The organism is Citrobacter sp. KTE151 (assembly GCF_000398845.1).
Taxonomy (GTDB): domain Bacteria; phylum Pseudomonadota; class Gammaproteobacteria; order Enterobacterales; family Enterobacteriaceae; genus Citrobacter; species Citrobacter braakii.
Genome location: NZ_KB976063.1, coordinates 521,325 through 541,755, shown reverse-complemented (window position 1 = coordinate 541,755; position 20,431 = coordinate 521,325). Strand labels below are relative to the sequence as shown.

Genomic DNA, 20,431 nt, shown 5'->3' with positions numbered 1-20,431 from the left:
TGATTCTTGAGTAGATTAAGCAGCGGATGAAACTACAGAATTCTTTTCGCGACTATTCGGCTGAGTCCGCGCTGTTTGTGCGCCGGGCGCTGGTCGCTTTTTTGGGGATTTTGCTGCTAACCGGCGTGCTGATCGCCAACCTTTATAATCTGCAAATCGTTCGCTTCACTGATTATCAGACCCGTTCGAACGAAAACCGCATCAAACTGGTGCCTATCGCGCCGAGTCGCGGCATCATTTATGACCGCAACGGAATTCCTCTCGCCCTTAACCGCACCATTTATCAGATAGAAATGATGCCGGAAAAGGTAGACAACATTCAGGATACCCTCGACGCGCTGCGTAACGTCGTAGACCTGACGGACGACGATATTGCTGCCTTTAAAAAAGAGCGCGCCCGTTCACACCGTTTCACCTCAATTCCGGTAAAAACCAACCTGACTGAAGTTCAGGTCGCACGCTTTGCCGTGAATCAATATCGCTTTCCTGGGGTCGAAGTTAAAGGCTATAAACGCCGCTATTACCCATACGGCTCTGCGCTGACCCACGTAATTGGCTACGTATCGAAGATCAACGATAAAGACGTAGACCGCCTGGACAAAGACGGCAAACTGGCTAACTACGCGGCAACGCATGACATCGGCAAGCTGGGTATTGAACGTTATTATGAGGACGTGCTTCACGGCCAAACCGGGTATGAAGAAGTTGAAGTAAACAACCGCGGTCGCGTCATTCGCCAGCTGAAAGAAGTGGCGCCGCAGGCCGGGCACGATATCTATCTCACCCTTGATTTGAAACTCCAGCAGTATATTGAAACGCTGCTGGCGGGCAGCCGTGCCGCCGTGGTGGTTACCGATCCGCGTACCGGTGGCGTTCTGGCGCTGGTATCTATGCCGAGCTATGACCCGAATCTGTTCGTGGATGGTATCTCCAGTAAAGATTACTCCGGGTTGCTCAATGACCCGAACACCCCCTTGGTTAACCGCGCCACACAGGGTGTTTACCCCCCTGCTTCGACGGTTAAACCTTACGTTGCGGTTTCTGCGTTAAGCGCAGGCGTCATCACCCGCAATACCGGCCTGTTCGATCCGGGCTGGTGGCAGCTACCGGGCTCTGAAAAACGTTACCGCGACTGGAAAAAGTGGGGGCACGGCCATCTGAACATCACCCGCTCTCTGGAAGAGTCCGCGGATACGTTTTTCTATCAAATCGCCTATGATATGGGGATTGACCGGCTTTCAGAGTGGATGAGCAAATTTGGCTACGGCAAATATACGGGCATCGATCTTGCCGAAGAGCGCTCCGGCAATATGCCAACCCGCGAGTGGAAGCAAAAACGGTTTAAAAAGCCATGGTATCAGGGTGATACCATTCCCGTCGGCATCGGCCAGGGTTACTGGACAGCAACCCCAATCCAGATGAGTAAAGCGCTGATGATCCTTATCAACGACGGTTTGATAAAAGTCCCGCATCTGTTGATGAGCACGGCAGAAAACGGCAAGCAGGTGCCGTGGGTACAGCCGCACGAACCGCCCGTTGGCGATATTCATTCTGGTTACTGGGAAATCGCGAAAGACGGTATGTACGGTGTTGCGAACCGCCCTAACGGAACTGCGCATAAGTATTTTGCTGGCGCGCCTTACAAAATTGCGGCGAAATCCGGTACCGCGCAGGTCTTTGGCCTGAAAGCTAATGAAACCTATAACGCACATAAGATCGCCGAGCGTTTACGTGACCACAAGCTGATGACGGCCTTCGCCCCCTATGATAAACCCCAGGTCGCTGTCGCCATGATCCTTGAAAACGGCGGTGCGGGTCCGGCGGTGGGTACCATTATGCGCCAGATCCTTGACCATATTATGTTGGGCGACAACAACACCAATCTGCCTGCGGAAAACCCAGCGGTTGCAGCAGCGGAGGACCAATAATCGTGACGGATAATCCGAACAAAAAAACATTCTGGGACAAAATCCACATCGATCCCACAATGTTGCTTATTTTGCTGGCTCTGCTGGTTTACAGCTCACTGGTCATCTGGAGCGCCAGCGGCCAGGATATTGGCATGATGGAGCGCAAAGTCGGCCAGATCGCAATGGGTCTGGTCATCATGGTAGTGATGGCGCAAATTCCCCCCCGGGTGTATGAGGGCTGGGCGCCCTATCTCTATATCTTTTGCATCATTCTGTTGGTAGCGGTAGACGCCTTCGGCGCCATTTCCAAAGGTGCGCAGCGCTGGCTGGATTTGGGTATCGTGCGTTTTCAGCCTTCTGAAATTGCCAAAATCGCCGTGCCGCTGATGGTTGCGCGCTTTATTAACCGTGACGTTTGCCCACCATCGCTAAAAAATACCGCCATTGCGCTGGTGCTGATTTTTATGCCCACGCTGCTGGTCGCCGCCCAACCTGACCTCGGCACTTCAATTCTGGTCGCCCTTTCCGGTCTGTTTGTCTTGTTCCTTTCTGGTTTGAGCTGGCGCTTAATCGGCGTTGCGGTGGTTCTGGTCGCGGCGTTTATCCCGATACTGTGGTTCTTCTTGATGCATGATTACCAGCGTCAGCGCGTCATGATGCTGCTCGACCCGGAAACCGATCCGCTGGGCGCGGGTTATCACATAATTCAGTCTAAAATTGCTATTGGCTCCGGCGGGTTACGCGGCAAAGGCTGGCTGCATGGTACACAGTCGCAGCTTGAGTTTTTACCCGAACGCCACACCGACTTTATCTTTGCTGTCTTAGCGGAAGAGCTGGGTCTGGTGGGGATCTTGATTCTGTTGACGCTCTACATTTTGCTGATTATGCGCGGATTATGGATCGCTGCCCGCGCGCAAACCACCTTTGGTCGCGTCATGGCGGGTGGCTTAATGTTGATATTATTCGTTTATGTCTTCGTAAATATTGGTATGGTGAGCGGTATTCTGCCCGTGGTTGGGGTTCCACTCCCACTGGTCAGTTACGGAGGCTCGGCACTTATCGTGCTGATGGCCGGGTTCGGGATTGTTATGTCGATCCACACCCATAGAAAAATGTTGTCGAAAAGCGTGTAAGGGGTACGCAATGCGTAAGCAGTGGCTTGGTATCTGCATCGCAGCAGGAATGCTCGCGGCGTGTTCGAGTGATGATGGTCAGCAACAGGTTGCTGTCGCGCCGCAGCCTGCGGTGTGTAATGGTCCGATTGTTGAAATCAGCGGGGCCGATCCGCGCTTTGAACCCCTGAACCCAACGGCGAATCAGGACTACCAGCGTGATGGTAAAAGCTACAAAATCGTGCAGGATCCCTCCCGCTTTAGCCAGGCCGGTCTTGCCGCTATCTATGATGCGGAACCAGGAAGCAACTTAACCGCGTCTGGCGAAGCGTTCGATCCGATGCAGCTGACCGCTGCGCATCCGACGCTGCCAGTCCCCAGCTATGCCAGAATTACCAATCTGGCGAACGGCAGGATGATCGTCGTGCGCATTAACGATCGCGGGCCTTATGGCAACGATCGCGTGATTTCACTTTCGCGCGCCGCAGCCGATCGTCTGAACACCTCCAACAACACTAAAGTGCGTATCGACCCAATCATCGTCGCCCAGGATGGTTCATTGTCCGGACCGGGTATGGCTTGTACCACGGTCGCGAAACAAACTTATGCCTTGCCTGCGCGTCCTGATTTAAGCGGTGGCGGCAATATGGGAAGCATGCCTTCGCCATCGGATGCAGGTCAGCCGCAAGGCGATATTCGTCCGATCAGCAATTCCACGCTGAAAAGCGATGATCCAACCGGTGCGCCAGTAAACAGCAGTGGATTCCTCGGTGCGCCAACCACGCTCGCATCAGGCGTGCTGGAAAGCAGCGAGCCGACTCCGGTGCCGCAATCGACAACCACCGCACCGGTCACGTCAACCGCGCCGGCAACAACACCAGCAGCCGTCACAGCCCCTGCGCCTGCGGCAACTGCCAACGGACGCTATGTGGTTCAGGTTGGCGCAGTCAGCGAGCAGTCGCGCGCGCAGCAGTATCAAAAGCGTTTAAGCCAGCAGTTTGGCGTTCCTGGCCGGGTGGTACAAAACGGCGCAGTCTGGCGTATCCAGATGGGGCCGTTTGCCAGCAAAGCTGAAGCCTCCACATTGCAGCAGCGTCTTCAATCCGAGGCGCAATTACAGTCCTTCATCACCGGCGTGTAATAACGTAAATCAGGTATCTGAACTGTCAGTTTCTGTAAATGACATTAACAAAGTCACGCGGAAAGTCAGATGCCTGCCAGTTATGCATTTGCTATAGTAGGGCACTTTTTTTAATTTCATCACGGACGTCGTAGTTCAGACCATGAAGACCACTTTTTCCGCTCGTTTCGTGCAGCGTATGGCGCTCACCGCGGCTCTCTGCGCAGCCTCTCTCTCTGCTGCCCATGCCGATGACCTGAATATTAAAACCATGATCCCGGGTGTTCCGCAGATCGATGCGGAGTCGTATATCCTGATTGATTACAATTCAGGTAAAGTTCTGGCAGAACAGAACGCAGACACTCGCCGCGACCCCGCCAGTCTGACCAAAATGATGACCAGCTACGTCATCGGCCAGGCGATGAAAGCCGGGAAATTCAAAGAAACCGATCTGGTCACCGTCGGCAATGACGCATGGGCTACGGGCAACCCGGTCTTCAAAGGTTCATCGCTGATGTTCCTCAAGCCAGGCATGCAGGTTCCTGTTTCTCAGCTGATCCGTGGTATTAACCTGCAATCCGGAAACGACGCGTGCGTGGCGATGGCAGACTTCGCAGCCGGTAGCCAGGATGCTTTCGTCGGCCTGATGAACAGCTATGTGAATGCGCTGGGCCTGAAAAACACCCACTTCCAGACCGTTCATGGTCTCGATGCTGACGGTCAGTACAGCTCGGCTCGCGACATGGCGATGATTGGTCAGGCTCTGATTCGCGACGTGCCTAACGAATACTCTATCTATAAAGAAAAAGAGTTCACCTTTAACGGCATTCGTCAGTTAAACCGCAACGGCCTGCTGTGGGATAACAGCCTGAATGTCGACGGTATCAAAACCGGTCACACCGATAAGGCTGGCTATAACCTCGTTGCATCCGCAACCGAAGGCCAGATGCGTCTGATCTCCGCCGTTATGGGTGGTCGCACCTATAAAGGCCGAGAAACCGAAAGTAAAAAACTGCTGACTTGGGGCTTCCGTTTCTTCGAAACCGTGAACCCGTTGAAAGTGGGTAAAGAATTTGCCTCAGAACCCGCCTGGTTTGGTAACACCGATCGTGCGTCGTTAGGCGTTGATAAAGACGTCTACCTGACCATTCCGCGCGGCCGCATGAAAGACCTGAAAGCCAGCTATGTGTTGAACACCACTGAACTGCACGCCCCGCTGCAGAAAAACCAGGTTGTCGGCACTATCAACTTCCAGTTGGATGGCAAAACCATTGAACAGCGCCCGCTGGTGGTGCTGCAGGAAATCCCTGAAGGCAACTTCTTTGGGAAAATCATTGATTACATTAAATTAATGTTCCATCACTGGTTTGGCTAAAAATCGAACACTTGAAAGTGTGATTTACGTCCCCATATACTAGGTATCCAGATAACTCCCACGCGCAGTGGGAGTTATTATTTTTTGATGTAACGCCGGAGCTGACATGAAAACCAAACTTAACGAACTGCTTGAATTCCCTACTCCATTTACTTACAAAGTAATGGGGCAGGCGTTGCCTGAGCTGGTTGATCAGGTGGTTGAAGTGGTACAGCGCCATGCGCCAGGTGATTACTCTCCGACGGTAAAACCGAGCAGCAAAGGCAACTACCACTCGGTCTCAATCACCATCACTGCTACACACATTGAGCAGGTTGAAACGCTGTACGAAGAATTAGGCAATATCGATATCGTACGCATGGTGCTGTAAAAACCTGTCGGTTACCCGCTGCATCCCCGCTCGGGTAACCCCTCCCCCCTGTGATATACTTTTCCCCTCTTTAACATTCTCTACGGAGATGCCGTTTTGTATCAGGATAAAATTCTGGTCCGCCAGCTCGGTCTTCAACCTTACGAGCCAGTCTCTCTGGCCATGCATGAATTTACCGATACCCGTGATGAAAACAGTCATGATGAAATCTGGCTGGTAGAGCATTATCCTGTCTTTACCCAAGGTCAGGCAGGTAAAGCTGAGCACGTATTGATGCCGGGAGATATTCCGGTGATCCAGAGCGATCGTGGCGGTCAGGTGACCTACCACGGGCCAGGCCAACAGGTTATGTATGTGCTGTTGAACCTGAAGCGTCGTAAACTTGGCGTGCGCGAACTGGTTACGTTGCTGGAGCAAACCGTCGTGAATACCCTTGCGGAAATCGGCATTGATGCCCACCCGCGAGCCGATGCGCCTGGCGTATACGTGGGTGAGAAGAAAATCTGCTCTTTGGGATTACGTATCCGTAAAGGATGTTCATTTCACGGCTTAGCGCTCAACGTGGATATGGACTTGTCGCCTTTCCTGCGTATCAATCCTTGCGGTTATGCCGGGATGGAGATGGCGAAAGTATCGCAGTGGGATAGCACAGCCACGACCGAGAGCATTCGCCCCCGCCTGCTGGCCAACATCTTCGCGCTGTTGGGTAACCCACCGCACGAGTACATCGCGGACTGAAAATACGGTCATACTTTGCCACGGCATATGTTGTGGCAAATGGCACAAAACAACAACTATTTTACATTTTGCCAGCCTGTCAGGCTGCTTTCTGGCCCGTTTCAATGATATACTGCGTATCACTAATTCAAAAATAGTTGATAAATGCAACATTCCCTTGAATTGAAACGCTTTCCTTCGTAATTCGCAACTGGAACACGCAAGCTATGAGTAAACCCATTGTGATGGAACGCGGTGTTAAATACCGCGATGCCGATAAGATGGCTCTTATCCCGGTAAAAAATGTGGCAACAGAGCGTGAAGCCCTGCTGCGTAAACCGGAATGGATGAAAATAAAACTGCCAGCGGACTCCACTCGCATCCAGGGCATCAAAGCGGCAATGCGCAAAAATGGCCTGCACTCTGTCTGCGAAGAAGCTTCCTGCCCTAACCTGGCTGAATGTTTCAATCACGGAACAGCAACCTTTATGATCCTCGGCGCAATTTGTACTCGCCGTTGCCCATTCTGTGACGTTGCCCATGGCCGTCCGGTTGCTCCTGACGCCAACGAGCCGTTAAAACTGGCTCAGACGATTGCGGACATGGCGCTGCGCTATGTCGTGATTACCTCCGTTGACCGCGACGATCTGCGTGACGGTGGCGCTCAGCACTTTGCTGACTGCATCACCGCGATTCGTGAGAAAAGCCCGTCGATTAAAATCGAAACGCTGGTGCCTGACTTCCGTGGTCGTATGGATCGCGCGCTGGATATCCTCACAGCCACGCCGCCGGACGTGTTTAACCACAACCTCGAAAACGTACCGCGTATTTATCGTAATGTACGCCCTGGGGCTGACTACAACTGGTCGCTGAAGCTTCTGGAACGCTTCAAGGAAGCGCACCCGGAGATTCCGACAAAATCGGGTCTGATGGTGGGTCTGGGTGAAACTAATGCTGAAATCATTGAGGTCATGCGCGACCTGCGCAGCCATGGCGTGACCATGCTGACGCTGGGGCAGTATTTACAGCCAAGCCGCCATCACCTCCCGGTTCAACGCTATGTAAGCCCGGATGAGTTCGATGAGATGAAAGCAGAAGCCATGGCTATGGGCTTTACCCACGCTGCTTGCGGTCCATTCGTGCGCTCTTCATACCATGCTGACATGCAGGCCAAAGGGCTGGAAGTGAAGTAATCGTGTAATACTCACTTACATATCAGCAATAAAAAACCGGCAAATCGCCGGTTTTTTTTCATGCAGAGTTTGCAGTATTACTCTTTATGAGAAAGCTTCTCAGCCTGAACGCTACCATCAGCCTCTTTCTTGGCATCGGCATTATCGTCGTTCATTGCTTTCTTGAAGCCCTTGATTGCCGTCCCCAGGTCTCCACCCAGAGTACGTAACTTCTTGGTACCAAACAGCAGAACAACCAGTGCGGCAACCACCAGCAGTTTGGTAATACTAATCTCACCCATAGATACCTTCTTGACTTAAACCAGGCTACATAAAGCGCCATATTAACCTGAGAATATTAACGGCCTTTCGACGCGCGCACACAATAGCAATCTGTAACAAGGTGAATCAAGCCTTGTTTAAAAAAACGTCATAATAATTGCGGTGGCGCAAAGCGTCGGTTACTTAACACCGGAAGTTGTGCCCTGACCTGCCTCACCCGCTCGGCGGAAACCTCGGCCATAATGAGCGCGGGCGTTTCAGCCGCCGCCGCAATAGTCACGCCAAAGGGATCGATGACCCGGCTTTGGCCGATATTCTTGTTACCGCATTCTCCAGCCGCAACCAGATAACACGTGGCATCCAGCGCTCTTGCCGCCAAAAGCGTGGCCCAATGATGCTCTTTTAACGATCCCCGCACCCAAGCCGCAGGTAAAACGAGAATCTCAGCCCCCTGCAACGCGTGCGCCAGCGCCAGCTCAGGGAAGCGCAGGTCATAGCAGGTCATTAGCCCTACTTTTAATCCGCCTACGTCCAGCAGCGGCGCTATGGCGTCCCCTGCATCGACATTACGTGACTCCTGAATCGAAAAGGCGTCATAGAGATGTAATTTAGCGTAATGGGCCACTACCCGACCAGCCCGTAGCGCCACCAGCATGTTAAATGCCCGGCCTGGCACAGAGGGAACATGAATCGTCAGGATTGTCGTCATCTCATTTTGTGCGCTTTCTCGCAACAAACGCGTCAGAAACCCACCTTCCAAAAGCTGAGCTGATTTCACTGACAAGTCAGGGTCAAAATCGTCACGCGCCAGCAATGCCTCCGGTAATACCAGTAGCGACGCCCCCTCTTCTGCAGCCTGAGACATCAGTAAGGCGCAGGTTTCTGCATTTTTTTCCCATGAAGGTCCCACGGCAAATTGCCCTGCTGCAACGAACATATTCCCTCCAGAAAACTTTGTTAAGCTCGCCAACAACAATTATTCAGCGTTACACTCACCCTCTATACAATCAAATAGCAGGATTACGCAGTGTTACAACTCCTTTTAGCGGTTTTTATCGGTGGTGGTACAGGTAGCGTAGCAAGATGGATGTTGAGTATGCGGTTTAACCCGCTGCATCAGGCCATTCCATTCGGTACGCTGGCTGCAAACTTACTTGGCGCATTTATCATTGGTATGGGTCTGGCATGGTTTAATCGCATGACAAATATTGACCCAATGTGGAAGGTGCTGATTACTACTGGCTTTTGCGGGGGACTGACAACGTTTTCCACTTTCTCTGCTGAGGTAGTGTTTTTACTGCAGGAAGGACGCTTTGGTTGGGCTATGGTGAATGTACTGGTTAATCTGTTGGGATCATTCGCGATGACCGCCCTGGCATTCTGGTTGGTATCTGCTTCTCCCGCACATTGAAGCGAAAAAAACCCGCAATTAAGCGGGTTTTGAATGCTTGCTGTCGTATGCTTACAGAGCGATTACGTTTGCAGCAGAAGGGCCTTTGGCACCGTTAGTGATTTCGAACTCTACACGCTGACCTTCAGCCAGAGTTTTAAAACCATTGGTCTGGATTGCAGAGAAGTGTACGAACACATCTTTGCTGCCATCTTCCGGAGTAATGAAACCGAATCCTTTGGACTCATTAAACCACTTAACGTTACCTTTAATCTTAGACATCAAAATTACCTTTACATGAAAAATAGACACAAATGCTGTGTCGGGTATCAGTACAACAATTGTGGTGCACTTTGTCCAGTCGAACTTTATCAAAAAGTGATAAATGTCGCGTTATTTTTCAGTTAAACTTCCTATCACTATGTTTTTAAAAGACTTTCCAATAAACCACCTGACAATACAGGTAGTCCATCAAAACTGGAACCGCATCCACGCAAAGTAGACGTTGCCGTTATTATACGTTCCAGGAATGTAGGTCATCTGAAACGTTGCCGGACCATAACCAATTGATGCCAGCGGTAACAGCACCGGTACCGGAATGTAGTTCCAGTTATCACGCGCGGTGAAACCGGCGGTAAAGCCGAGACCTGTATGGAAGTTTTCATCAGCCAGCGGTCGCCAGGTTTTTTCCCAGCCATAGCCGCCAATGGGTTCCCATTTATTGTAGGAATCCTTAAACGCCATGATATAAAGTCCGTGCCAGTTACCTTTATCATCCCAACGGGATTGACCAAATCCTGCACCCCACGGCCGTTCATTGTAGCGATCCGTTTTTTCTTTATCGTAGGCAAAACGCGCATGCCAGGTAATAGCAGGTACATACAGATCATAATGTTCCGGCTGCTGCCAGGTTTCACTGACATTATCTTTAAAAGTAGCAAACCAGCCTTTATCTTCAGCAGCCACCTGGGTGGTGAAAGCTAACTGAATAAAAATAAATGAAAAAATGAGAAAATATCGTTTAGCGAAAATCACAACTTAATTACCATCCTGGGATTTATTATTAATTTTAGCAAACCCAACCTTAATGTCAGCTTAACAAAAATGCGCAAATAAAAAATCAGAATATTCCTCAGCCTATAAGTTATCCCTTTATTTACTGAGCCATTTCATAGGAACTATTTTCTCTTTATTGCCAATAAATTGTGCTTTCCTGCGGCGAGAGTTAAATAACACCACAATAAATTAACAATAAAGCATCAATATCACCACAAAAAACACACACCAACGCTGCGCTTCACAGTTTTTTATTGTGATATTCTTTTTTTAATCGCGATGCTGAAAAAACGGCTTAGCCATCGCTTGAATCCGTATTTTTATTGATTTCAATCAGCAAGAGTTATCGGTTTATTAGGCACATTCTGTCACCACTTTTTACTTTTTTTAGTTTTTTAACTTTCTGGGCAGCAATGCGACAGGGGAAACAATGTTGACATTTATTGAACTCCTTATTGGAGTTGTGGTTATTGTGGGTGTAGCGCGCTACATCATTAAAGGTTATTCCGCGACAGGCGTACTGTTTGTCGGCGGTCTGGTTTTGCTGATTATCAGTGCGTTGATGGGCCATAAAGTTTTGCCGTCTAGCGCGGCAACGACGGGCTATACGGCAACAGACATTGTTGAATATATTAAAATTTTGCTGATGAGCCGTGGCGGCGATCTCGGCATGATGATTATGATGCTGTGTGGTTTTGCCGCCTACATGACGCATATTGGCGCGAATGATATGGTGGTTAAGCTGGCCTCTAAGCCGCTGCAGTATATCAATTCACCTTATCTGCTTATGATTGCCGCCTATTTTGTCGCCTGCCTGATGTCCCTGGCGGTCTCTTCAGCAACCGGTCTGGGCGTATTGCTGATGGCGACATTGTTCCCGGTCATGGTTAACGTTGGGATTAGCCGTGGCGCCGCAGCGGCCATTTGCGCCTCCCCAGCCGCTATTATTCTTTCGCCAACATCCGGTGATGTAGTGCTGGCTGCAAAAGCCGCGGAAATGCCGCTGATCGATTTCGCGTTTAAAACCACGCTGCCAATTTCCATTGCCGCCATCATTGCTATGGCGATTGCCCACTTTTTCTGGCAGCGTTATCTGGATAAAAAAGAGAACATTTCTCATGAAATGTTAGATGTGGCTGAAATTACCACTACCGCCCCGTCGTTTTACGCCATCTTGCCATTTACCCCGATCGTTGGCGTCCTGATTTTCGATGGAAAATGGGGCCCACAGCTGCATATCATTACGATTCTGGTGCTGTGCATGCTCATCGCTGCTGTACTGGAGTTCGTACGAGGATTCAACACCCAGAAGGTTTTCTCGGGTCTGGAAGTCGCCTACCGTGGTATGGCGGATGCCTTTGCTAACGTGGTGATGCTGTTAGTCGCGGCGGGCGTTTTTGCCCAGGGTCTGAGCACAATCGGCTTTATTCAGAGTCTGATTTCTATCGCCACCTCGTTTGGCTCCGCGAGCATTATTCTGATGCTGGTACTGGTGATCCTGACTATGCTGGCGGCAATGACCACGGGGTCCGGTAACGCACCGTTCTATGCCTTCGTTGAGATGATCCCGAAACTGGCGCACTCTTCTGGCATTAACCCGGCTTACCTTGCTATCCCGATGCTGCAGGCATCAAACCTTGGACGCACAATCTCTCCGGTCTCCGGTGTGGTTGTCGCTGTCGCAGGGATGGCAAAGATCTCTCCGTTCGAAGTAGTGAAACGTACCTCGGTTCCGGTACTGGTTGGACTGCTGGTTGTGATTATCGCAACTGAAGTGATGGTGCCGGCGACGTCCGCCCTGATCGGCGGTTAACGATAACTGTCAGTATCTGACCTTGATACGCAAAATCATTTAAGCTGCATCAAAGCGGCAAGTGAAGACATCCCCAGTACATAGATAATTATGTGACTGGGGTTTCTTCACGCAGCCCACAAAGAGGCAGCTTCAAGGATGACGTGAATTAGCCGCCGTGATAAATACGCTGCGGCCTCCCCACCTTACCGTGAATAATCTCCGCAATAATCAAATGACGGCTGGCACAGTACTCCAGGTAGCGCCTGGAGGTGGTACGGCTGATAGTGAGCGCCTGAGCGATCGTTTCCGCAGTATGATGTACCGTCGGATCGGCAAATAATTTCAACACCGCATTCAGCGTTAACGCATCAATTCCGGTCGGCAAATCGCCTTTCGGTTCGCCGCGCGCATAAGCATTAAACATTTCATCAATCTGCTTTTGACTGGCGCTGTCATTACCGGCCAACATGCGTCTGCGCTGTTGATAACGCGTCAGCGTCTGTCCCAGGCGCTCGTAGGCAATGGGTTTAACCAGATAATCAAACGCGCCGCTGCGCACGGCCTCTGAGACCGTTTCCATGTCGCTGGCCGCCGTGGTAAACACCACGCCGCCCGGATAACGCGTCTGGGTTAGCTCATGCAACAACGTAATTCCCTTGCCGTCCGGCAAGTAGTTATCGAGCAGAATCAAACCGGGCTTAAAACGCTCAATCATCATCCTCGCTTGCGCAAGATTACCCGCCAGCCAAATCTGGCTGAAGCCGGGTATATGGCGGATATATTCAGCATGCATTTCCGCCAGTAGCGTTTCATCCTCAACGATCAATAGCGTTAATGGTTCCGTCATTATTTTTTTTCACTTTCGGAAGAAATAAAGAAAATAAGGTGCCGCAGGGGGAGTTATCTTCGAGTGTAATCACCCCGTTACAGCGCCTCACATAACTTGCAATCAGATACAAACCGATGCCATGTTCACCTGGTTCATCGGTACGGGTGCTCACACCCTGTTCAAATATTTTTTCACACAATGCTTCCGGTACACCGCATCCCTGATCGGCAACTTCGATGATCACGTCATCCCCTTCATCGCTCAAATAGAGTTCGACGATCTTGTTGCCTTGCTGGGTGCGCAAGCTCGCTTCAAATGCATTATCAAGCAGATTGCCAACAATTGCTGCAAACTCTGTGCTATCCAGCCCCTCGGGGAGTTGATGCAGTTGACTGCCAGGAACGATAGTCATAGTGAGGCCCAGTTCACGCGCACGCTGCACCTTGCCAAACAACAGACCGGCTACCTGACGATCGGCAAACGCGCCGCGCAGGCTGTCAATCAGTTGCTGTTGCGCCTGCGATTCCCCCTGCACCATTGCCAGCACCCGGTCATACTCTTTCATTTGCAGCAGGCCATTAATGGTCGACATCCAGTTAAGGTGTTCATGACGCAGCGTTCTCAGGCTCTCTACATACTGTTTGATCTGCGTTAATTGCGCATTAAGAGTAGCAATTTCATCTTTACTACGAAAACTGATGATTGCCCCAAGCAGTTCATCGCCGGAGCGAATCGCCTCACGGTTAGCGATAACGCTCAGGCCATTAAAGTTCACCATCGCGTCCTGTCGTTTTTCCGCAATCTGCTGGGTGAAAAAGTCAGTCGGCTGAACCACCTCACTAACCGGTTTTCCAAGCCACTTTCGTCCAGGCGAAGACAGCCCCAGCATTTTCCTCGCGCTGCGGTTTATTGCGGTGATATACCCATCAGGGTCCACGGCGATCAAACCTTCATATACCGAGCTGAATAGCGCTTCCTGCTGACGCACTACCCGCGCAATTTGCTTAGGCTCCATCCCCAACATCTGTCGGCGAATATGGGCGGCAAATAACCAGGAGAGCAGCATAAGTACCAGCAACAGCAGGATAAACACCCCTGCCATTGGGAGTAAAAAGTCCGATCGCCAGCTATCGATTTTACTGATCAGATAGCCAATTGAGACCACGCCAATGATTTTGCCATCGTCATCAAAGATGGGCGTTTTGGCGCGCATCGCCATCCCAATCGACCCTTTGCCGGTAATAAAGTAACTTTCCCCTCTTTCCAGCGCGCCGGGTTTGGTGAACTGCATCGGGTAGCCAATTTTTTCCGGATTTGGGTGGTAAAGGCGGACAGAGTTGGTATCCCCGATCACCACATAGTCGAAGTCAGTCCCGCTCTGCAGTTTGTCGGCAATGGTCGCCAGACGCTTGTAATCACGATGCTTCACCGCCGCGATGATACTGTCGTTAGAGGCGATGATTTTGGCCTGGTTCATCGCCATATCGCGGACATGCGTTGCCAGATAATCTTCAAAACTGGCGGTAAAGTATTGTGCTAACGCGGCGATAATAAAAACAGAAACGACCAAAATAAGCAGAAAGATACGCAATGGAAACGCCAGACTGCGAAAAAAAGGAAACCGTGTTTTATTTTTCTGCTCTGCCATATTTCTTCCTCAGCGACGTTACCCGAAACTTATTTCTCATTGTAGTTGTAATAAAAATGTTTTATTTGCAAGTCGCGGTATAAAACAGGATCGTTGCAGATTCCCCACCTTAAATCAATTAAACAAATTAAAACCACACGCTATTTCGGAGTTAAATTAATTAAAAAACTTAAAACCATAAAACACATTAAAACCTTCTAACTTATTGTGAAATAAATCAAAAATTACCTCCAAAATACTCCTTACGATGTATGCAGCAGGGAAAAAAAGAAATACTCCGTAATAAAAAAATATTCCCTTCAATTGCAAACAAAAAGTTATCAGGTTGCTAAACGGAGCAACAAAAACAGAAACCCAGTAACAAATATAGCATCGGGGCTCTATTCACTATGTTCGGTAATAATATATTCACGCAAGTTAAACGCTCAGAAAATAAAAAGATGGCGGCTATCGCGCAATTTCTGAAAGAGAATGATTTGAGCGTTGATACAACTGTCGAAGTATTTATCACCGTCACCCGTGATGACCGCCTGATTGCCTGCGGCGGCATTGCCGGCAATATCATAAAGTGCGTCGCCATCTGCGAATCCGTAAGGGGTGAAGGCTTAGCGCTGACGCTGGCGACCGAGTTAATCAACCTCGCCTATGAGCGCCACTGTACGCACCTCTTCATCTATACCAAAACCGAGTACGAGTCGCTGTTTAAGCAGTGCGGTTTTTCTACGCTAACCAGCGTTCCCGGCATTATGGTGCTGATGGAAAACAGCACCACACGTCTGAAACGCTACGCTGAATCACTGGCGAAACAGCGCCATGAAGGGAAAAAAATTGGTTGTATCGTCATGAACGCCAACCCCTTCACCAACGGACATCGTTTTCTGATCCAACAAGCAGCCGCGCAATGTGACTGGCTGCATCTGTTTTTGGTGAAAGAAGATACCTCGCGTTTTCCGTATGAAGACCGACTGGATCTGGTGCTTAAAGGGACAAAAGACATTCCACGTTTAACCGTTCATCGCGGTTCGGAATACATCATTTCCCGCGCAACATTCCCGTGCTACTTCATCAAAGAGCAGAGCGTTATTAACCACTGCTATACCGAAATAGACCTGAAAATCTTCCGCCAGTATCTGGCCCCGGCTCTCGGCGTCACGCACCGCTTCGTCGGTACCGAGCCGTATTGCACCGTCACCTCCCAGTACAACAACGATATGCGCTACTGGCTGGAGACCCCAACGCTTCCCGCCCCACCGATTGAACTGGTGGAAATTGAGCGGCTGTGCTTCCAGGAGATGCCGATTTCTGCCTCCTGGGTGCGCAAGCTGCTGGTTAAAAAAGATCTCACGGCTATCGCATCCCTGGTCCCTGACGCCACGCTGCACTATCTGCAAAGCATGGTTGAGCGAGCCTCATCGGGTGCGGCAGTCCGCCAAAATACCCCCGCATTAGCAACAGGTGAAAAATGAAAATAAACCAGGCAGCCGTCGCAGGCACACTCGAGTCCGGTGATGTGATGATTCGCATCGCCCCACTCGATTCGCAGGATATTGACCTGCAGGTTAACAGTAGCGTCGAAAAGCAGTTCGGTGATGCCATCCGGGCCACCATTCTGGACGTTCTGTCCCGCTACAACGTACGCGGCGTGCAATTAAATGTTGATGATAAAGGCGCACTGGACTGCATTTTACGTGCGCGACTGGAAGCACTACTGGCCCGCGCTGGCGGTATTCCTGCACTGCCATGGGAGGATTGCCAGTGATTAGTGAATCTTTGCAGCAACGTAAACCCCGTACCCGCCGCAGCATGCTGTTCGTACCGGGCGCCAATGCCGCCATGGTCAGCAACTCGTTCATCTATCCGGCAGATGCGCTGATGTTCGACCTGGAAGACTCCGTCGCGCTGCGCGAGAAAGATACAGCTCGCCGTATGGTGTACCACGCGCTGCAGCATCCGCTGTATCACGACGTTGAAACTATCGTGCGCGTAAACGCCCTCGACTCCGAATGGGGCATTAACGATCTCGAAGCCGTGGTACGCGGCGGCGCTGACATCGTGCGTTTACCGAAGACCGATACCGCGCAGGATGTCATCGACATCGAAAGCGAAATCCTGCGTATCGAGAAAGCTTGTGGCCGTGAGCCCGGCAGTACCGGTCTGTTAGCCGCCATCGAATCGCCGTTAGGCATTACCCGCGCGGTAGAAATTGCCCACGCTTCCGAGCGCCTGATCGGTATTGCACTGGGTGCGGAAGATTACGTGCGTAACCTGCGCACTGAGCGCTCTCCGGAAGGGACTGAACTGCTGTTTGCCCGCTGCTCTATTTTGCAGGCGGCACGCTCTGCCGGCATTCAGGCGTTCGACACCGTTTATTCCGATGCCAACAACGAAGCGGGTTTCCTGCATGAAGCCGCACACATCAAGCAACTGGGTTTCGACGGTAAGTCGCTCATTAACCCGCGCCAGATCGAGCTCCTGCACAACCTGTACGCGCCGACACGCAAAGAGCTGGCTCACGCGCGCCTGGTCGTGGAAGCCGCTGAAGCCGCCGCTCGCGAAGGCCGTGGCGTAGTTTCCCTGAACGGAAAAATGGTCGACAGCCCGGTTATCGAGCGCGCCCTTCTGGTTATCTCCCGTGCAGAACTTTCCGGCATTCGCGAAGAATAAGGCAAAAAAATGACGCAGAAAATCGAACAGTCTCAACGCCAGGATCGCGTGGCGACCTGGAGCCGTCATGCAGAAAGTGAGCTTTCCGCTTATCAGAGCACCGCAAAAGTAGAATTACAGGCGCAAAAACCGCGCGACAAAAAGCTGTGCGCTAACCTGGAAGACGCCATTCGTCGTTCAGGTTTACAGGATGGCATGACCATCTCTTTCCACCACGCTTTTCGCGGTGGCGATCTGACGATTAACCTGGTGATGGACGCCATCGCCAGAATGGGCTTTAAAAATCTGACGCTGGCCTCCAGCTCCCTGAGCGACTGCCATGCTCCGCTGGTTGAGCACATCCGTCAGGGCGTGGTCAGCCGTATTTACACCTCCGGGCTGCGTGGTCCGCTGGCGGAAGAGATCTCCCGTGGCCTGCTGGCCGAGCCTGTGCAGGTCCACTCCCACGGCGGCCGTGTACACCTGGTGCAAAGTGGCGAACTCAGCATTGATGTGGCGTTCCTCGGCGTACCGTCCTGCGACCAGTTTGGTAACGCTAACGGCTATACCGGTAAAGCGTGCTGTGGTTCACTGGGCTATGCCCGCGTCGATGCCGAAAATGCAAAACAGGTTGTCCTGCTGACTGAACAGCTGCTGACCTATCCGCATAACCCGGCCAGCATTACGCAGGATCAGGTGGATCTGATTGTACAGATCGATCAGGTCGGCGATGCGGACAAAATCGGTGCTGATGCGACACGCATGACCACCAACCCGCGAGAACTGTTAATCGCCCGTAGCGCGGCAGACGTCATTGCTAACTCCGGTTACTTTAATGAAGGCTTCTCACTGCAGACAGGAACCGGCGGCGCTTCTCTGGCCGTTACTCGTTTCCTGGAAGACAAGATGCGCAGCCGCGATATCCGTGCTGACTTCGCGCTGGGCGGCATCACCGCTACCATCGTTGACCTGCACGAAAAAGGCCTGATTCGCAAACTGCTGGACGTACAGAGCTTTGACCGTAACGCGGCTGAGTCGCTGGCCCGCAATCCAAACCACATTGAGATCAGTGCCAACCAGTATGCCAACTGGGGCTCAAAAGGCGCCTCCGTCGATCGTCTGGACGTCGTGGTGCTGAGTGCGCTGGAAGTTGATACCAGCTTCAACGTTAACGTACTGACCGGTTCTGACGGCGTACTGCGCGGCGCATCCGGCGGTCACTGCGATACTGCGGTTGCCGCTGCGCTTTCCATCATTGTCGCTCCGCTGGTTCGCGGACGCATCCCGACGCTGGTTGATAACGTCCTGACCTGCGTAACCCCAGGCTCCAGCGTAGACATCCTGGTCACTGACCACGGTATCGCCGTTAACCCTGCGCGTCCGGAACTGGCTGAACGTCTGAAAGAAGCCGGTATGAAAGTGGTGTCCATTGAATGGCTGCGCGAACGTGCACAGCAGCTCACCGGTCAGCCACGCGCTATCGAATTCACCGACCGCGTGATTGCCGTTGTGCGTTACCGCGATGGCTCGGTGATTGACGTTGTGCATCAGGTGAAGGAATAAGCCATGCGCCTGCTCCCTGAACACGCCCCCCAACACGCGGTTTCGATTCCCGAGCTGCTCGCCAGCCGGGATGAGAGACAAGCAAGGCAACATGCCTGGCTGACGCGTCATCACGCGCCACTGGTCTCGTTTACCGTGGTCGCACCGGGCCCGATTAAAGACAGCGCATTAACCCGTCGCATCTTTAATCACGGCGTCACCGCCCTGCTCGCGCTGGCGGAAAAATCCACCTGGATTATCAGGGAGCAAACGGCGCTGGTTTCTGCCAGCGGTCCGGAAGGTCTTTTGTCTATTGAGGCCCCGGCCCACGATCTCAAGCTCGCCACGATTGAACTTGAGCATTCACATCCGCTGGGACGGTTATGGGACATCGATGTCCTGACCCCTGAAGGGGAAATTCTGTCCCGGCGTCATTTCGCACTCCCTGCCCGCCGCTGTCTGCTGTGCGAGCAAAGCGCTGCCGAATGCGCGCGAGGTAAAACCCACGCGCTTTCCGACTTACTCTCTCAGATGGAGGCTCTGCTGCATGATGCCGATTCCTGCAACATCAACCAATAACGCAGTCCTTCCTCTGGATCTGCCTGACGCTTACGCAACGCTTGCGTGGCGGGCCATGTTGACTGAAGTCAACCTGTCGCCCAAACCGGGTCTGGTGGATCGTATTAACAACGGCGCACATAAAGATATGGCGCTGGAAGATTTTCATCGCAGCGCTGAGGCAATTCAGGCCTGGCTGCCGCGTTTTATTGAATATGGGGCGTTTAGCGCACAGCTGTCGCCCGAAGATGTGTTGAAAGGACTGCGCCCACTGGGCATGGCCTGCGAAGCCGATATGTTTCGCGCCACCGAAGGGGTAAACACCCATAAAGGGAGCATCTTTTCACTGGGGCTGCTGTGTGCCGCCATTGGCCGCCTGCACCAGCTCCAACTAACTGTTACCGCTGAAACCCTTTGCTCTACGGCAGCAACATTTTGCCGTGGCCTGACCGAGCGCGAACTGCGCCAGAACAATCAACAACTCACGGCTGGCCAACGTCTTTATCAACAACTGGGATTAACCGGCGCACGGGGCGAAGCCGAAGCGGGATACCCGCTAGTCATCCAGCATGCCCTGCCGCACTACCGCGCACTGCTGACTCAGGGCCGCGATCCTGAACTGGCGCTACTCGACACATTATTGCTGCTGATGTCTATCAATGGCGACACCAACGTGGCTTCACGTGGCGGCGCAGAAGGTCTGCGCTGGCTACAGCAGCAGGCCACAACTCTATTGCAGCAAGGGGGGATTCGCACCCCAGCCGATCTCGAATACCTGCGCCAGTTCGACCAACAGTGCATTGAACGCAACCTCAGCCCAGGAGGCTGCGCCGATCTGCTGATCGTCACCTGGTTCTTAGCTCAGATTTCACAAGTTCATCATTATCACAATTAAAGATCCTTTCCGGAGAA

The 20,431-nt window shown here is 51.9% G+C and carries 21 protein-coding genes; 15 read left to right on the top strand and 6 right to left on the bottom strand.

Annotated elements, in window-relative coordinates; all coding sequences use genetic code 11:
- Window positions 1-26: 26 nt before the first annotated feature.
- From mrdA to lipA, 7 genes are all read left to right on the top strand, one after another.
- Window positions 27-1,928, top strand: coding sequence for a peptidoglycan DD-transpeptidase MrdA (gene mrdA / locus WC7_RS18795; protein WP_016152233.1), 1,902 nt, complete (start codon window positions 27-29; stop codon window positions 1,926-1,928).
- Window positions 1,929-1,930: 2 nt separating this feature from the next.
- Window positions 1,931-3,043 carry a peptidoglycan glycosyltransferase MrdB gene (gene mrdB / locus WC7_RS18800; RefSeq protein ID WP_006685529.1) on the top strand — a complete coding sequence of 371 codons (1,113 nt, stop codon included), beginning with the start codon at window positions 1,931-1,933 and terminating at the stop codon, window positions 3,041-3,043.
- A gap of 10 nt (window positions 3,044-3,053) precedes the next feature.
- Entirely contained in the window at window positions 3,054-4,163 is a 1,110-nt protein-coding gene (rlpA, locus tag WC7_RS18805; RefSeq protein ID WP_016152232.1) for an endolytic peptidoglycan transglycosylase RlpA, read from the top strand.
- 142 nt (window positions 4,164-4,305) lie between these two features.
- Entirely contained in the window at window positions 4,306-5,517 is a 1,212-nt protein-coding gene (gene dacA / locus WC7_RS18810; RefSeq protein WP_003022711.1) for a D-alanyl-D-alanine carboxypeptidase DacA, read from the top strand.
- A 106-nt stretch (window positions 5,518-5,623) separates the two neighbouring features.
- Window positions 5,624-5,887 (top strand): DUF493 family protein YbeD, encoded by a 264-nt coding sequence (ybeD, locus tag WC7_RS18815; RefSeq protein WP_003022706.1) that lies wholly within the window; start codon window positions 5,624-5,626, stop codon window positions 5,885-5,887.
- Between the two features lie 96 nt (window positions 5,888-5,983).
- Window positions 5,984-6,625: a lipoyl(octanoyl) transferase LipB gene (lipB, locus tag WC7_RS18820; protein WP_016152231.1), complete on the top strand. Its 642-nt coding sequence runs from the start codon at window positions 5,984-5,986 to the stop codon at window positions 6,623-6,625.
- 206 nt (window positions 6,626-6,831) lie between these two features.
- Window positions 6,832-7,797 carry a lipoyl synthase gene (lipA, locus tag WC7_RS18825; RefSeq protein WP_003022702.1) on the top strand — a complete coding sequence of 322 codons (966 nt, stop codon included), beginning with the start codon at window positions 6,832-6,834 and terminating at the stop codon, window positions 7,795-7,797.
- A gap of 77 nt (window positions 7,798-7,874) precedes the next feature.
- Here the strand turns inward: lipA and tatE are convergent, their stop codons facing one another.
- Both tatE and WC7_RS18835 read right to left on the bottom strand, forming a co-directional pair.
- Complete coding sequence (gene tatE / locus WC7_RS18830) at window positions 7,875-8,078, bottom strand: twin-arginine translocase subunit TatE (protein ID WP_016152230.1); 204 nt, start codon at window positions 8,076-8,078, stop codon at window positions 7,875-7,877.
- A gap of 128 nt (window positions 8,079-8,206) precedes the next feature.
- On the bottom strand, window positions 8,207-8,995 hold the full coding sequence (locus WC7_RS18835; protein WP_016152229.1) for a deaminated glutathione amidase: 789 nt from the start codon (window positions 8,993-8,995) through the stop codon (window positions 8,207-8,209).
- A 90-nt stretch (window positions 8,996-9,085) separates the two neighbouring features.
- Between WC7_RS18835 and crcB the strand changes: the two genes are divergently transcribed.
- Window positions 9,086-9,469, top strand: coding sequence for a fluoride efflux transporter CrcB (gene crcB, locus WC7_RS18840; protein WP_003831281.1), 384 nt, complete (start codon window positions 9,086-9,088; stop codon window positions 9,467-9,469).
- A gap of 51 nt (window positions 9,470-9,520) precedes the next feature.
- On the opposite strand, the gene cspE is transcribed toward crcB, so the two are convergent.
- A complete protein-coding gene (gene cspE / locus WC7_RS18845; protein ID WP_000034825.1) occupies window positions 9,521-9,730 on the bottom strand; it encodes a transcription antiterminator/RNA stability regulator CspE in 210 nt (69 codons plus the stop codon).
- A gap of 189 nt (window positions 9,731-9,919) precedes the next feature.
- Window positions 9,920-10,483: a lipid IV(A) palmitoyltransferase PagP gene (gene pagP, locus WC7_RS18850; protein WP_016152228.1), complete on the bottom strand. Its 564-nt coding sequence runs from the start codon at window positions 10,481-10,483 to the stop codon at window positions 9,920-9,922.
- Window positions 10,484-10,934: 451 nt separating this feature from the next.
- Between pagP and dcuC the strand changes: the two genes are divergently transcribed.
- Window positions 10,935-12,317: an anaerobic C4-dicarboxylate transporter DcuC gene (gene dcuC, locus WC7_RS18855; protein WP_016152227.1), complete on the top strand. Its 1,383-nt coding sequence runs from the start codon at window positions 10,935-10,937 to the stop codon at window positions 12,315-12,317.
- 148 nt (window positions 12,318-12,465) lie between these two features.
- On the opposite strand, the gene dpiA is transcribed toward dcuC, so the two are convergent.
- Together dpiA and dpiB are read right to left on the bottom strand one after the other, a co-directional pair.
- A complete protein-coding gene (gene dpiA / locus WC7_RS18860) occupies window positions 12,466-13,146 on the bottom strand; it encodes a two-component response regulator DpiA (RefSeq protein ID WP_016152226.1) in 681 nt (226 codons plus the stop codon).
- Window positions 13,115-14,776, bottom strand: a complete 1,662-nt coding sequence (dpiB, locus tag WC7_RS18865) for a sensor histidine kinase DpiB (protein WP_016152225.1) — start codon at window positions 14,774-14,776, stop codon at window positions 13,115-13,117. The genes dpiA and dpiB overlap by 32 nt, the downstream gene beginning before the upstream one ends.
- 389 nt (window positions 14,777-15,165) lie before the next feature.
- Here dpiB and citC point away from each other — a divergent pair, with 389 nt between their 5' ends.
- Genes citC through citG form a run of 6 tightly spaced genes read left to right on the top strand, consistent with a single transcriptional unit; the run spans window position 15,166 to window position 20,414 of the window.
- Window positions 15,166-16,242: a [citrate (pro-3S)-lyase] ligase gene (gene citC / locus WC7_RS18870; RefSeq protein ID WP_016152224.1), complete on the top strand. Its 1,077-nt coding sequence runs from the start codon at window positions 15,166-15,168 to the stop codon at window positions 16,240-16,242.
- Window positions 16,239-16,535 (top strand): citrate lyase acyl carrier protein, encoded by a 297-nt coding sequence (gene citD / locus WC7_RS18875; RefSeq protein ID WP_003831276.1) that lies wholly within the window; start codon window positions 16,239-16,241, stop codon window positions 16,533-16,535. The genes citC and citD overlap by 4 nt, the downstream gene beginning before the upstream one ends.
- On the top strand, window positions 16,532-17,440 hold the full coding sequence (locus WC7_RS18880) for an aldolase/citrate lyase family protein (protein ID WP_016152223.1): 909 nt from the start codon (window positions 16,532-16,534) through the stop codon (window positions 17,438-17,440). Before citD ends, WC7_RS18880 begins: the two co-directional genes overlap by 4 nt.
- A 9-nt stretch (window positions 17,441-17,449) precedes the next feature.
- Entirely contained in the window at window positions 17,450-18,982 is a 1,533-nt protein-coding gene (gene citF, locus WC7_RS18885) for a citrate lyase subunit alpha (RefSeq protein ID WP_016152222.1), read from the top strand.
- A gap of 3 nt (window positions 18,983-18,985) precedes the next feature.
- Window positions 18,986-19,540: a citrate lyase holo-[acyl-carrier protein] synthase gene (citX, locus tag WC7_RS18890; protein WP_016152221.1), complete on the top strand. Its 555-nt coding sequence runs from the start codon at window positions 18,986-18,988 to the stop codon at window positions 19,538-19,540.
- The gene (gene citG / locus WC7_RS18895) at window positions 19,509-20,414 is read left to right on the top strand and encodes a triphosphoribosyl-dephospho-CoA synthase CitG (RefSeq protein ID WP_016152220.1); all 906 of its coding nucleotides are present in this window, start codon (window positions 19,509-19,511) and stop codon (window positions 20,412-20,414) included. Before citX ends, citG begins: the two co-directional genes overlap by 32 nt.
- Window positions 20,415-20,431 lie beyond the last annotated feature (17 nt).

Bases quoted from the DNA above. Each gene is read 5' to 3' on its own strand.
- mrdA (WP_016152233.1), top strand. From the start codon at position 27: ATGAAACTACAGAATTCTTTTCGCGACTATTCGGCTGAGTCCGCGCTG.
- rlpA (WP_016152232.1), top strand. From the start codon at position 3,054: ATGCGTAAGCAGTGGCTTGGTATCTGCATCGCAGCAGGAATGCTCGCG.
- dacA (WP_003022711.1), top strand. From the start codon at position 4,306: ATGAAGACCACTTTTTCCGCTCGTTTCGTGCAGCGTATGGCGCTCACC.
- ybeD (WP_003022706.1), top strand. From the start codon at position 5,624: ATGAAAACCAAACTTAACGAACTGCTTGAATTCCCTACTCCATTTACT.
- lipA (WP_003022702.1), top strand. From the start codon at position 6,832: ATGAGTAAACCCATTGTGATGGAACGCGGTGTTAAATACCGCGATGCC.
- tatE (WP_016152230.1), bottom strand. From the start codon at position 8,078: ATGGGTGAGATTAGTATTACCAAACTGCTGGTGGTTGCCGCACTGGTT.
- WC7_RS18835 (WP_016152229.1), bottom strand. From the start codon at position 8,995: ATGTTCGTTGCAGCAGGGCAATTTGCCGTGGGACCTTCATGGGAAAAA.
- cspE (WP_000034825.1), bottom strand. From the start codon at position 9,730: ATGTCTAAGATTAAAGGTAACGTTAAGTGGTTTAATGAGTCCAAAGGA.
- dcuC (WP_016152227.1), top strand. From the start codon at position 10,935: ATGTTGACATTTATTGAACTCCTTATTGGAGTTGTGGTTATTGTGGGT.
- dpiA (WP_016152226.1), bottom strand. From the start codon at position 13,146: ATGACGGAACCATTAACGCTATTGATCGTTGAGGATGAAACGCTACTG.
- dpiB (WP_016152225.1), bottom strand. From the start codon at position 14,776: ATGGCAGAGCAGAAAAATAAAACACGGTTTCCTTTTTTTCGCAGTCTG.
- citC (WP_016152224.1), top strand. From the start codon at position 15,166: ATGTTCGGTAATAATATATTCACGCAAGTTAAACGCTCAGAAAATAAA.
- citD (WP_003831276.1), top strand. From the start codon at position 16,239: ATGAAAATAAACCAGGCAGCCGTCGCAGGCACACTCGAGTCCGGTGAT.
- citF (WP_016152222.1), top strand. From the start codon at position 17,450: ATGACGCAGAAAATCGAACAGTCTCAACGCCAGGATCGCGTGGCGACC.
- citX (WP_016152221.1), top strand. From the start codon at position 18,986: ATGCGCCTGCTCCCTGAACACGCCCCCCAACACGCGGTTTCGATTCCC.
- citG (WP_016152220.1), top strand. From the start codon at position 19,509: ATGATGCCGATTCCTGCAACATCAACCAATAACGCAGTCCTTCCTCTG.